Source organism: Polaribacter sp. HaHaR_3_91 (genome assembly GCF_019278525.1).
Taxonomy (GTDB): domain Bacteria; phylum Bacteroidota; class Bacteroidia; order Flavobacteriales; family Flavobacteriaceae; genus Polaribacter.
This window is the reverse complement of the sequence record NZ_CP058986.1, coordinates 3,107,062-3,121,094: the sequence shown is the minus strand read 5'-3', so window position 1 is coordinate 3,121,094 and position 14,033 is coordinate 3,107,062. Positions and strand designations below refer to the sequence as shown.

General features: G+C 32.3%; 9 protein-coding genes. 8 read left to right on the top strand and 1 reads right to left on the bottom strand.

Annotated elements, in window-relative coordinates; all coding sequences use genetic code 11:
• Positions 1-1,953, top strand: coding sequence for a protein-disulfide reductase DsbD (locus tag H0I27_RS13150; protein ID WP_218731115.1), 1,953 nt, complete (start codon positions 1-3; stop codon positions 1,951-1,953).
• 485 nt (positions 1,954-2,438) lie between these two features.
• Here H0I27_RS13150 and H0I27_RS13145 read toward each other — a convergent pair whose 3' ends face one another.
• Positions 2,439-2,651, bottom strand: a complete 213-nt coding sequence (locus tag H0I27_RS13145) for a hypothetical protein (RefSeq protein WP_218731114.1) — start codon at positions 2,649-2,651, stop codon at positions 2,439-2,441.
• A gap of 264 nt (positions 2,652-2,915) precedes the next feature.
• Here H0I27_RS13145 and H0I27_RS17760 point away from each other — a divergent pair, with 264 nt between their 5' ends.
• The 7 genes from H0I27_RS17760 to H0I27_RS13110 all read left to right on the top strand — a co-directional run bounded on the left by H0I27_RS17760 (position 2,916) and on the right by H0I27_RS13110 (position 14,022).
• Complete coding sequence (locus H0I27_RS17760) at positions 2,916-3,095, top strand: Arm DNA-binding domain-containing protein (RefSeq protein WP_218733896.1); 180 nt, start codon at positions 2,916-2,918, stop codon at positions 3,093-3,095.
• Between the two features lie 627 nt (positions 3,096-3,722).
• On the top strand, positions 3,723-5,207 hold the full coding sequence (locus H0I27_RS13135) for a xylulokinase (RefSeq protein WP_218731113.1): 1,485 nt from the start codon (positions 3,723-3,725) through the stop codon (positions 5,205-5,207).
• 148 nt (positions 5,208-5,355) lie between these two features.
• Positions 5,356-6,672, top strand: coding sequence for a xylose isomerase (xylA, locus tag H0I27_RS13130; protein WP_158838296.1), 1,317 nt, complete (start codon positions 5,356-5,358; stop codon positions 6,670-6,672).
• Between the two features lie 90 nt (positions 6,673-6,762).
• Entirely contained in the window at positions 6,763-8,187 is a 1,425-nt protein-coding gene (gene xylE, locus H0I27_RS13125) for a D-xylose transporter XylE (protein WP_218731112.1), read from the top strand.
• Between the two features lie 64 nt (positions 8,188-8,251).
• Positions 8,252-10,291, top strand: coding sequence for a transketolase (locus tag H0I27_RS13120; RefSeq protein ID WP_218731111.1), 2,040 nt, complete (start codon positions 8,252-8,254; stop codon positions 10,289-10,291).
• A 10-nt stretch (positions 10,292-10,301) separates the two neighbouring features.
• Complete coding sequence (gene fsa / locus H0I27_RS13115) at positions 10,302-10,955, top strand: fructose-6-phosphate aldolase (RefSeq protein WP_218731110.1); 654 nt, start codon at positions 10,302-10,304, stop codon at positions 10,953-10,955.
• A gap of 220 nt (positions 10,956-11,175) precedes the next feature.
• The gene (locus H0I27_RS13110; protein WP_218731109.1) at positions 11,176-14,022 is read left to right on the top strand and encodes a DUF5060 domain-containing protein; all 2,847 of its coding nucleotides are present in this window, start codon (positions 11,176-11,178) and stop codon (positions 14,020-14,022) included.
• Positions 14,023-14,033 lie beyond the last annotated feature (11 nt).

The window sequence follows — 14,033 nt, the reverse complement described above, 5'->3', positions numbered from 1 at the left end:
ATGAAAAAACTAATTTTTTTATACGTTTTATTAACCTTTACCATAGGTTATTCGCAAATTTTAGATCCAGTAACATGGAGTACTTCTGTTGAAAAAATATCAGATACCGAGTATATTTTAGTGTCAAAAGCGACCATAGAAGAGGGGTGGCATTTATATGCTCAAACAGTTCCAGAAGATGGTCCCATACCTACCACATTTATTTATGATGATAGTGAAGGGGCTTTTAAAATTTTAGGAAATACTTCTGAAGAAGTAGGGCACACTGTAGACGATCCTGTGTTTGGTATGACGATTAAATTCTTCGAAAAAACAGCAACGTTTAAACAAAAAATTACGGTTGAAAAAGAAGTTGCGACTATTGATGGTTTTGTGGAGTTTATGGTGTGTGATGATACTCGATGTTTATCGCCTACAGAGGTTGAGTTAACATTCAGTCTTCGAGGTATGTCCGAGAAAGAGGCACAGGTTATTTCATATAAATCTCTATCAAAAAACATCCCCGAAGAATCAGGACAAGGGTTGTGGGGTATATTTTTTATAGCCTTTTTATCAGGTTTAGCAGCTTTGTTAACACCATGTGTGTTTCCTATGATTCCGATGACAGTTAGTTTTTTTACTAAACAAAGTAAAACCAAAGCAGCAGGTATAAAAAATGCGGTTACTTATGGTATTTGTATCATTGTTATCTATTTGTTATTAGGTATCGCTGTAACTGGAATTTTTGGTGCAGATGCGTTAAATGCGCTAGCTACTAATGTTTGGTTTAATATTTTTTTCTTTTTATTATTGGTCATTTTTGCGGTGTCTTTTTTAGGAGCATTCGAAATTATGTTACCAAATTCATGGGCTAATAAAGTCGATTCACAAGCTGATCGGGGAGGCTTTATCGGTATTTTCTTTATGGCATTGGCTTTAGCTATTGTATCATTTTCTTGTACAGGTCCCATTGTTGGAACTTTATTAGTTGAAGCAGCTTCTAAAGGTGGGGTAGCGCCAGTGGTAGGTATGTTTGGGTTTTCATTAGCTATTGCCTTACCCTTTGCCCTTTTTGCTGCTTTTCCGGGTTGGTTAAATTCTTTGCCCAAATCAGGAGGTTGGTTAAACACTGTTAAAGTTTTTCTAGGTTTTTTAGAATTAGCATTAGCTTTCAAGTTTTTATCACAGGCCGATTTAGTTTTACAAGCTCATTTACTAGAACGTGAAGTGTTTTTAGCTATTTGGATTACAATTTTTGGAACTTTAGCATTTTATTTATTCGGAAAAATACAACTGCCACATGATTCACCATTACCTCATATTTCCATAGGGAGATTAAGTTTAGGGTTAGTTGTTTTATCATTTACTATTTATATGATACCTGGACTTTGGGGAGCTCCATTAAATTTAATAAGTGCTTTCCCTCCACCATTAGAATATAGTGAGTCGTCATACGGTGTTGGGTATTCTAGAATGGGGACATCTTCAGTTTTAAGTGTTAATGAAGGTTTACCAGATGGTGCACATTTATTAGCTCCTCATGATATTTTAGCCTTTAATGATTATGATAAAGGTTTAGCTTACGCTAAAAAAATAGGCAAACCTGTTATGATTGATTTTACAGGTTGGGCATGTGTAAATTGTCGAAAAATGGAACAAAACGTTTGGCCAAACCCAAAAGTTTTAAACATTCTTAAAAATGAGGTCGTTTTAATCTCATTATATGTAGATGATAAGCGCCCATTAGAAGCAAATGAAGTTACGGAGTCTAAACTAAGACCAGGTAAACAGTTAAAGTATATTGGTCAGAAATGGAGTGAATTACAAACCATTAGGTATAAAGCCAATTCACAGCCGTTTTATGTATTGATGGATCACAACGAAGAAAATTTATTACCTCCTGTTGGTTATATGTCTAATCCAGAAGATTATCATTCATGGCTTCAGACGGGAATTGAAAGCTTTGAGAAATAATTTGGATAGTAGGTTAAAGCTAACAATAAATCAGATACAGTTTAATTATTGTATTACAAGTTTCTTATTTATAGTTAAAATATCTTCATTGAGGTCATAGTCTTCTTCATTGAGCCATTTTTTAAATCGTTCAATTCTATTTTTAAAATTTTGATATGAAATCCTATTTAGAACCTTGGATTTGGTGTCTAATGCTAAGTCTAAGTCAAAAGAAGTGTTAATGGGGTAGAGGATCGGTGTTTCTTGTACAGCCTTTTTTTCAAGATACACTGGAGTTTTCTCTTGTGTTGGTGTACTGTTGACTTCGCTTTTTTCAGGAGAAAGAAGATTTTCGATAAATTCAGCTAAAGAACTATTATCTTCATAGGGATTGAAGCCTTTTGATAAAACATATTGTAAACTTTCTTTTAATTGAGTTAAGATGTGTATTCTACTTCTTTTATCCTTATAAAGGTTGACTCCAGCTTTTATATTAGTTTGCCTTTTTAGTTTTCCTGTAATTGGATCTGATCTCTAATTGAATAATAGACATACCAACTTTTGGATAATGCTTCTTTTTTATCTTTTTTTGACAGTTTAGACCAAGCTCCAATATCAGCTCCTCTAGTGAATATTTTTGGCTCTGAATAATTCAATTTCATAGGGCAATCGTGTACTTTATCGTGTACTCTTTGTAAAAGTAAGAAAAATGTAGACATAAAAAAACGAATTGTGAGACACAATTCGTTGATTTAATTAACATTAAGTTTGTAGCGAGAACGGGATTTGAACCCGTGACCTCAGGGTTATGAATTCTAAAAAATAGATATCAAAATAAATTAAATGTATTGGTAATTAATTGTTTGTTAGTGTTTTAGTTTTTTCTGATATTAAATGGTTTCATATAATATCAGCAAATGTTGTACCTATGTTGTACCTGAATTTTGTGTCTTTAGTTTAATAAATTTAACAAAGAGTTTTCAATTAAAGCAGTTTTAATAAAAAAAGTAAATTCTCAAAAATTATATCCTATTTCACTCAGGATTATAAAGGATAGAAAAGCTACTTTTATTTTTATTGGTCAATATATAAAACAAATTGACAGGGATAATAAAAATTGTGCTGTTAAAAAGTCTCACCCTGATTTTTTATATAGCAATTAACTTATTTTAAATAAAAAGTCTGAGGCCAATAAAAAATTAATTGATGCTGAGATAGAATTAAACTATCAGTAGGTAACAGCAATAAAAAGTAAAGTTTTAAATTAAAAAAACGAAAACTTTTTTTAATAGCTAACTATTATTTGAATCAACTAAAAAATAGAAAACAATTTCATCAGGTAGATATCGAAAAATAGCGCATTCTCAAAATGGTATACATAAGGTCATGTCGTAATTAAGTCGCTGTTTTTGGTTTTATTCAAATTCAAAAGAATAACTAAAAGATATTCTAGATTTATTAAAGAAAAAGCAAAAAGTATTTTTTATTGAAAGGAATGAAATAAAAGAGCAAAGCAAATAAAATCTAAAAAAAAACTGAATTATAAAGATTGTAAACTTTATATAAATAATAGTTTTAGTTTTTCTAATTTTTTAATCTACTTACTGTCTTTTGTAATTGGTAATCTAAAATTTCTCTTTATTAATAGGGTAATTTGCTTATTCTATAATACATCATGCACGTTTTTTGTTATTGCTTTAATGGGTTTAAAAGTAATTTTATTACTCGATAAAAGGCTTAAGAATTATAAACGGTATTAGGCCATTTTTTTTAACTTAAAACAATAAGGTTTGTATTATTTAGGATTAGATATTGGGAGTTCTTCTATAAAAGCGGCTTTGGTAGAAGTAGAAACGGGAAAGAGTTTAGGAGTTGTACAAGAACCTAAAGAAGAAATGGGGATGTTTGCTCAAAAAAATGGTTGGGCAGAACAAAAACCAAACGACTGGTGGATGCATATTTGCAATGCAATTACAAAGCTAAAAAAAGAATACAATATAAGTAGAACTCAAATTAAAGGGATTGGTATTTCGTATCAAATGCACGGTTTGGTTTTAGTAGATAAAAAAGGAAATCCACTTCGTAAAAGTATTATTTGGTGCGATAGTAGAGCCGTTGCAATAGGAAACAATGCTTTTAATAAGATTGGCGAAGAAAAATGTGCTTCACATTTATTAAACTCACCAGCAAATTTTACCGCATCTAAATTAAAATGGGTACAAGAAAATGAACCAGATATCTACAGTCAGATTCATAAATTTATGTTGCCTGGAGATTATGTAGCTTATAAATTTTCAAACAAAATAAATACCACTATTTCTGGTTTATCAGAAGGTATTTTTTGGGATTTCAAAGAAAACACAATTGCAGATTTTCTTTTAACACATTATGGTATCAATAAAAATTTGGTACCAGATATCGTAGACACCTTTGGTATTCAATCTTTAGTAGATGAAAAAGGAGAAGCAGAAAGCGGAATCGCTGCTGGGACTCCAATTTTTTATAGAGCAGGAGATCAACCAAATAATGCATTGTCATTAAATGTATTTAATCCAGGCGAAGTTGCTGCAACAGGTGGTACATCTGGTGTTGTATATGCAGTTACAGAAAGTTTATCAGGAAAAGAAAGCACACGTGTAAATAATTTTGCACACGTAAATTATACAAAATCCAATCCAATAATCGGGAAACTTTTAAATATCAACGGAGCCGGAATTCAGTACCGTTGGTTGTTAAATAACCTGGCAGTAGACTCTTATGAAGAGATGAATATTTTAGCCTCAGAAATTCCTGTTGGTTCAGATGGCGTTTGCTTAATTCCTTTTGGTAACGGAGCAGAGCGTATGCTAAACAATAAAGAAATTGGTACCCGAATTGTAAACATGAACCTAAATAACCATCACAAAGGGCATATGTGTAGAGCTGCCTTAGAAGGTATTGCTTTTTCATTTGTGTACGGTATGGAAATCATGAAATCAGACGGAATTAAGCCTAGCGTTATTAGAGCAGGAAACGACAATTTATTCCGTTCAGAAATATTTGCAAACACGGTAGCAACCTTAATAGAGCAAGAAATTGAAATCTATAATACAACCGGAGCTATTGGTGCGGCAAGAGCAGCAAATTTACACAAAGGCGATTTCGAAGCTTTCGGAAAAGTAATTATGGACAATGACCATGTTATGACTTTTATGCCTTTTAAAGACCAAAAACCTTATTTAGAGGCTTATAACAACTGGAAAAAAGAATTAGAACTTGTTTTAAAAAATCAATAAAATAATAAAATTTAGGGCGTTCCCTAAAAAGGTCGGGCTTTACATTATATCTTTTTGCAAAAAAGCAAAAAGGATGTCATTTCAATCCCTAACGCAATACAACACAATAAAAAAATTATACAAATAAACAATTAAACAACATTTAAAGATGGCAAATAAAGAATATTTTAAAGGAATCAACAAAATTCAATTCGAAGGTAAAGAGTCAGACAATCCAATGGCTTTTAAATACTACAATCCAGAACAAGTAGTAGCAGGTAAAAAGATGAAAGAATGGTTTAAATTCTCAATCGCTTATTGGCATACATTCTGTGGTCAAGGAGGAGATCCTTTTGGTCCAGGAACACAAAGTTTTGGTTGGGATAAATCTACAGACGCAGTACAAGCAGCAAAAGACAAAGCAGATGCCGCTTTTGAATTTATCAACAAAATAGGTTTTGATTATTTCTGTTTTCACGATTACGATTTAATTCAAGAAGGCGCAACCTTTGCAGAATCTGAAGCAAGATTAAATGCCATTACAGATTACATAAAAGGGAAACAAGCAGAAAGTGGTGTAAAATTATTATGGGGAACAGCCAACTGTTTTTCGAATCCACGTTATATGAATGGAGCTTCTACAAATCCAGATTTTGATGTAGTTGCCAGAGCAGGAGGTCAGGTTAAATTGGCTTTAGATGCTACTATTAAATTAGGTGGAGAGAATTATGTTTTTTGGGGAGGTAGAGAAGGTTACATGTCTTTATTAAACACAGATATGGGACGTGAGTTAGACCACATGGGGCAGTTTTTAACCATGGCAAGAGATTATGCTAGAGCACAAGGTTTTAAAGGATCTTTCTTTATTGAGCCTAAACCAATGGAGCCAATGAAACATCAATATGACTTTGATTCTGCAACTGCAATCGGATTCTTAAAAGAATATGGTTTAGACAAAGATTTTAAAATGAATATTGAGGTTAACCACGCAACTTTAGCACAACACACTATGCAGCACGAAATGGCTGTTGCTGCCAAAGCAGGCATGTTAGGAAGTATAGATGCAAACAGAGGAGATTACCAAAATGGTTGGGATACAGACCAGTTTCCAAACAACATACAAGAAGTTACAGAAGCAATGTTAGTTTTCTTAGAAGCAGGAGGTTTACAGGGTGGTGGCGTTAATTTTGATGCAAAAATCAGAAGAAATTCTACGGATATGGACGATGTTTTTCACGCACATATTGGTGGAGCAGATACATTTGCAAGAGCATTAATTACTGCAGATAAAATTATGACTTCTTCTTCTTATAATTCTTTAAGAGAAAAAAGATATAGTTCTTTTGATGCAGGAAAAGGAAAGGATTTTGAAGCAGGGAAATTAGAATTAAAAGACCTATACAACATTGCGCAAGAAAATGGGGAATTAACATTACAAAGTGGTAAACAAGAGTTGTTTGAGAATATTATCAATCAACATATATAAAACGAAGAGACCTTTCAAAATTTAATTTTGAAAGGTCTTTTAATAAAACTTAGTTATAAAAAAGACACACAAACTAACTTCTAGAAAACTATGGGGAAATCAACAAATTCAGGGTATCTTATTAAGTTAACATTAGTAGCCACTTTAGGCGGATTACTATTTGGTTATGATACCGGTGTAATTTCAGGAACTGTAGGTTCTCTAGATAGTTTTTTTGTAATTCCAAAAGGATTATCAGAAACAGCTGCAAGTGCTTTTAAAGGGTTTTTAGTGTCAAGTGCATTAATAGGTTGCATTATTGGTGGTGTTTTTGGAGGGGTAGTCAGTAAAAAATTAGGAAGAAAAAAAGGGTTAATCTTAGCCGCAATTTTGTTTTTAATTTCAGCTTTAGGTTCTGCAATGCCAGAAATGTTTATAGGTACTTTAGGTGAGTTAGACCATACATATTCAACCATATTTATTGTGTATAGAATTATTGGAGGTATTGGAGTTGGGTTAGCATCTATGTTATCACCACTATACATAGCAGAAATTGCACCTGCAAAAAGTAGAGGTAAGTTAGTTTCTTTTAATCAATTAGCCATTGTTGGTGGCTTTATGGTAGTTTATTTTGTAAACTATTTTATTTCTAGAAGTGGAGGTTCAGATGCTTGGTTAAATTCTGTTGGTTGGAGATGGATGTTTGCTTCAGAGGTAATACCTGCAGGCTTGTTTTTAGGACTTTTATTCTTTGTGCCAGATACACCTCGTTCTTTAATGTTGCGAAACAAACCAGAAGAAGCGTTAGAAGTTTTAGTAAAAGTAAATGGAGAAGAAGAAGGAAATAGAGTTTTGACAGAAATAGAAGCTTCTATGAACGAAAAAACTTCAGGCCATATCTTGTCTTTTGGTTGGTTGGTAATTATCATTGGAGTTTTACTTTCTATTTTTCAACAATTTGTAGGGATTAATGTGGTATTGTACTACGCACCAGAAATTTTCAAAACCATTTCATCAGGTACGGATAGTGCCTTGTTAATGACCATTATTGTAGGTATTGTAAACTTCTTATTTACTATTGTTGCTGTAAAAACAGTAGATAAATATGGTAGAAAACCGTTAATGATTATTGGAGCAGCAGGTATGGCAGTAGCTATGGTAAGCTTAGGTTTTGTGTTTTATGTAGGAGCAACAGGCTATTTTGCATTGTTTTGTATGATGTTGTATGTGGCAAGTTTTGCTATGAGTTGGGGGCCTGTAACTTGGGTTCTGTTAGCAGAGATTTTTCCTAATAAAATTAGAGGAAAAGCTTTGGCAATTGCGGTTGCAGCACAATGGATATCTAACTATTTAGTGTCTTTAACATTCCCAATGATGAATGATAATTCATACTTAACAGGGCTATTTAACCATGGTTTTGCGTATTGGGTATATGGTATTATGAGTGTTCTGGCAATGTTATTTATTATGAAATATGTTCCGGAAACAAAGGGTAAAACATTAGAAGAAATGGAAAGTCTTTGGAAAAAGAAATAATTAAAAAAAAAATCCTAATTGAAGCTATTATTTCTCAATTGGGTTAATTTATAAATTTAAAAAAATGAATACAAAAATAGACCAACAATCGGCTGACAATATTAGAGCTTTAGCGGTTGCAATGGTAGAAAAAGCAAACTCTGGGCATCCTGGAGGACCAATGGGAGGTGCAGATTTTATGCACATTCTATATTCAGAATTCTTTAATTTCGATCCGTCAGATATGACTTGGGCATTCAGAGATCGTTTTTTTATGGATGCTGGTCATTTATCAACTTTAATGTATGCGCAATACTATCTTTTAGGAAATTATAAAAAGGAAGATGTTGCTAATTTTAGACAATGGGGTTCAATTACTCCTGGGCATCCAGAAGTTGATGTTGCAAGAGGTATCGAAAACACATCTGGACCTTTAGGTCAGGGGCATACTATGGGAGTTGGTGCAGCTATTGCAGCAAAATTCTTAAAAGCTCGTTTTGGTAACTGGATGGATCATAAGGTATATGGTTTTATTTCTGATGGTGGAGTGCAAGAAGAAATATCTCAAGGAGCAGGAAGAATTGCAGGTCATTTAGGGTTGAACAATTTTATTATGTTCTACGATTCTAATGATATTCAATTATCTACATCAACAGATGAAGTTACTTCTGAAGATACAGCCATGAAGTATGAAGCTTGGGGTTGGAAAGTAGTAACTATTGATGGTCATAACCATGATGAAATAAGAAAAGCATTAAAAGACGCAAATGCCGAAACAGAAAAACCAACCTTAATTATTGGTAAAACCATCATGGGTAAAGGATGTGTTTCTGCAGATGATTCAATTTTTGAAGGTGAATGTGAATTACACGGTCAGCCAATTGGAGCAACAGGAGCAGATTATGCAAAAACCTTATTAAATTTAGGCGCAAATCCGGAAAGTCCTTTTGATATTTATGAAGATGTAAGTGTTTTTTATAAAGAATTATTAGAAAGAAAAATTGAAGAAGCTAAAAGTAAGAAAGTAGATATTTCTATTTGGAGAGAAGCAAATCCTGAATTAGCGATAAAATTAGATTTCTTTTTATCAGGAGAATTACCAGAATTAGATTTCGAAGGAATAGAACATAAAGCAGGATTGGCAACAAGAGCAGCTTCTTCTGGAGTTTTAGGGTATTTAGCTGAGAATGTAGAAAACATGATTGTTTCTTCTGCAGATTTATCAAATTCTGATAAAACAGACGGATTTTTAAAGAAAACACATGCGCTTAAAAAAGGAGATTTTAGCGGATCATTTTTACAAGCAGGTGTTGCAGAATTAACCATGTCTTGTATTGCAAACGGAATTGCATTACATGGTGGAATTATTCCTGTAGTAGCTACTTTCTTTGTATTTTCAGATTATATGAAACCAGCGATTCGTTTAAGCGGAATTCAAGAATTGGGAGTGAAATATGTGTGGACTCATGATGCATTTAGAGTTGGAGAAGATGGGCCAACACATCAACCAGTAGAACAAGAAGCACAAATTCGTTTGTTAGAAAAATTGAAAAACCATAGTGGAAATCCAAGTTTTATGGCTTTACGTCCTGCTGATTCTGCAGAAACAAGTGTAGCTTGGAAAATGGCTTTAGAAAATAAAAATACACCAACAGGTTTAATTTTATCAAGACAAGGCATTAAAGATTTACCAACCAAAGGAACGTCATCAAGATATAAAGAAGCTTTAGCAGCAGAAAAAGGTGGTTATTTGGTAAAAGAAGTAGCAAACCCAGATGTTGTTTTAGTTGCAAATGGATCTGAAGTAGCAACATTAGTAGCTGCAGCAGAAATTTTAGAATCAGAAAACGGATTGAAAGTAAATATTGCTTCTGTAATTTCTGAAGGAGTGTTTAGGTTACAATCTAAGGAATATCAACAAAGTGTTATACCTAAAAATAAACCATTATTCGGCTTAACTGCAGGTTTACCAGTAAACTTAGAAGGTTTGGTTGGTGATGCAGGTAAAGTGTTCGGATTGGATCATTTTGGATATTCTGCACCAGCAACAATCTTAGATGATAAATTTGGATTTACAGGAGAAAAAGTAAGCCAACAAGTATTAGAATATTTAAAAACAGTATAAAATTAAAAGTATGAAATTTTTTATAGATACAGCAAATTTAAATGATATTGCAGAAGCAGAAGCTTTAGGAGTTTTAGATGGAGTAACAACAAATCCATCTTTAATGGCAAAAGAAGGAATTACAGGGGCAGAGAATATTTTAAATCATTATAAAAAGATTTGTGACATTGTAGAAGGAGATGTTTCTGCAGAAGTAATTGCTACAGATTATGATGGAATGATTGAACAAGGAGAAGAGTTAGCAGCGTTGCACTCTCAAATTGTTGTAAAATTACCAATGATAGCAGATGGTGTAAAAGCATGTAAATATTTTTCTGATAAAGGAATTAAAACAAACGTAACGTTAGTTTTTTCTGCAGGACAAGCATTATTAGCTGCAAAAGCAGGAGCAACGTATGTGTCTCCTTTTTTAGGACGTTTAGATGATATTTCTACAGATGGCTTACATTTGATTAAAGAAATTAGACAGATCTATGATAATTATAGTTTTAAAACACAAATTTTATCTGCATCTGTAAGAAATAGAATGCATGTTATTAACTGTGCTAAATTAGGATCTGATGTGATGACTGGACCTTTATCATCAATTACGGGGTTGTTAAAACATCCTTTAACAGATAGTGGATTGGCACAATTTTTAGAAGATTATAAGAAGGGGAATTAGTGTTGGGATTCTTGTTATGAAGAAGAAAAAAGGTAAATTCTATGTAGAGTTTACCTTTTTTTATGCAATAATATTTTTAAGATAAACCTTGTAAATTATAGGTTAATAGTACCTTTTGCTCAATCTATAACACTTCATGCACGTTTTTTGTTATCCATTAATTTAGTTTAAATGTAATTTTATTCTTTTAAAAAGTTCTATTAACTCAAAATTTAATTTTATGTCAATAAACAAAAGAAGTTTTAGTCTCTATTTCTTAGTACTTGTTTTTAATTTTACTTTATTTTCTCAAGGAAAAATTGAAGGAAAATTAGAAAAATGGAACAAAGTAACCATTCATTTTGATTATAAAGAATTTAGTGAAAACGATGAAGATAATCCTTTCTTAAATTATAGATTAAATGTAACTTTTAAAAACGGAGATGAAGAAATCACAATTCCTGGTTTTTTTGCTGCGGATGGAAATTCTGCAGAAACAAGTTCTAAAAAAGGAACTGTTTGGCAAGTGCGTTTTATGCCTAATAAAATAGGAAAATGGACTTATGAAGCTTCTTTTAAAAAAGGAAATGAAATTGCTATAAATGATGATGAAAAAGCAGGGGAATCTGTTGGTTTTGATAACGAAACCGGTAGTTTTGTAATAAAAGAGAGTGCAGATAGAACCAATGGACGATTAATTTACAAAGACGAACGTTATTTGTATTATTCAGAATCTAACAAACCATTTTTAAAAGGTGGTGCAGATAGTCCAGAAAACTTTTTGGCGTATTATGAGTTTGATGAAACTCCAGCAACTCATAAGTATCAACCACATTTTAAGGATTGGAAAGAAGGTGATCCAACTTGGCAAAACGGAAAAGGGAAAAACATTATTGGAGCATTAAATTATTTGGCATCTAAAGGAATGAACTCTGTTTATTTTTTAACAATGAATGTACAAGGAGATGGAGATGATGTTTGGCCTTGGGCTACTAAAAATGACAGAACTCGTTTTGATACAAGTAAATTAGATCAATGGGAAATTGTCTTTGATCATATGGATCATTTAGGTTTGATGTTGCATATTGTTACTCAAGAAACAGAAAACGAATTGTTATTAGATATTGGTGAGTTAAAAACGCAACGTAAATTATATTACCGAGAATTAATTGCAAGATTTGCACATCATTTAGCAATTACCTGGAATTTAGGTGAAGAAAATGGGCCTGTACATTGGTCTCCTAAAGGGCAAAATGATGCTGATAGAAAAGCGATGGCAAAGTATATTAAAACACATGATCCTTATCAGAATTTTGTGGCTTTACACACACATTCTATTCCAAAAGAGCAAGATTTGTATTTAGAGCCTTTGTTAGGCTATGAGTTTTTAGACGGTTCTTCTATGCAAACAAATAGTCCAGATTCAATTCATAATATCACTAAAAAATGGGTTAATGAATCTCAATTAACCGGAAAAAAATGGATTGTTACACAAGATGAAATCGGGCCTGCAGAAATAGGAGCAAAACCAGATGCAGATGATCCTGATCACGATAATATAAGACATAAAGTTTTATGGGGAAATTTAATGGCTGGTGGTGCCGGAGTAGAGTGGTATTTTGGGTATAAATATGCGCACAATGATTTAAACTGTGAAGATTGGAGATCAAGAGAAAACGTTTGGAACCAAACAAAACATGCATTAGACTTTTTTAATAAGTACTTATCTTTCGATAAAATGCAATCTGCAGATGGCTTAACAGATAATCCAAATGATTATGTTTTTGTAGAAAATGATAAAACGTATGCTATTTATTTACCAGAGGTAAAAGAAACTAAAATCAATTTATTTGGTGCACCCAAAAAGTACACAGTTAAATGGTACAATCCAAGAAGTGGCGGAAAACTAGTAAACGGTTCTATTAAAAAAATTACAGGTGGAAGTGAAAAATCAATTGGTTTTCCACCAAATAAAGATAAAGATTGGGTTGCACTGATTATAGCAACCAAAAATGAAAAAGAAAGTCCGAATGAAAATGAGCAAAAAATTATCAGTTTAAATGCGATTCAAGATTTTGAGCTATTAAAAAATGATGGTTTAGAATATTACAAAGATTTTCCAAACAACGTATTGGCAATTGAAGCATCAGAAGAAAATAATAGAGACAAATTTGCAACGGCAATTGCTAAATTTAAAGGAGTTACAGGTATTTATAATTTTACTTTTGTAACTACCGCAGAAAATGATGGGGAATCTGAATATGTAATTAAAATTAATGGTACTGATTTAGATACAATTAAAAACCCTAGAGTTTCTGTAGATTTTAAAAATGTTAGACACCAAATTGAGAATGTCTTTTTACATGAAAATGATATCCTAGAAATAACCTCTAAGGCAGTTACCAATGGTTTAATTCCAGAAGGAAATGAAACAGCTTGGTCTAGAGGAAGATGGAATTCTATTACTTTTACTCCTAAAGATTATTCGTTGCTAAAAATACTAGCAGACACAAAATCTTTTGAAGAAAAAGACGGAATGTTAGAAATTGAAGCTGAAAATTATCATTATAAAAATAACAACAGCACAAAGAGAAATTGGGTTGTAAGATCTTTGGATGATAAAATAAGCGGAGAAAACTATAGTAATTCAGCTAATAAAAACAGTTATATTCAAGCATTACCAGATACTAGGGTTACACATGATGATACACTTATTTTAGGTGAAAATTTCTTTCCGGTTTCGGGTACAGGAGGTGTAATTTCTTATAAAATAAAAATAAATAATCCCGGAAAATATTATATTTGGGTAAATGCACTTTCTACCGGTACAGAAGATAATGGAGTACATGTTGGTTTTAATGAAAATTGGCAAGAAAGCGGAGCAAGAATGCAATGGTGCGATGGTAAAAATGAATGGACTTGGTCTTCTGCACAAAGAATGACAGATAATCATTGTGGTACAGAAAAAACAATTTACTTAAACTTTGATAAATCAGGAGAATACGTGTTGTCTTTTTCTATGAGAGAAGATGGTTTTAAAATGGATCGTTTTATTCTAACAAAAAACAGTAAATTTAGTCCTAATTAAAATTCAATATT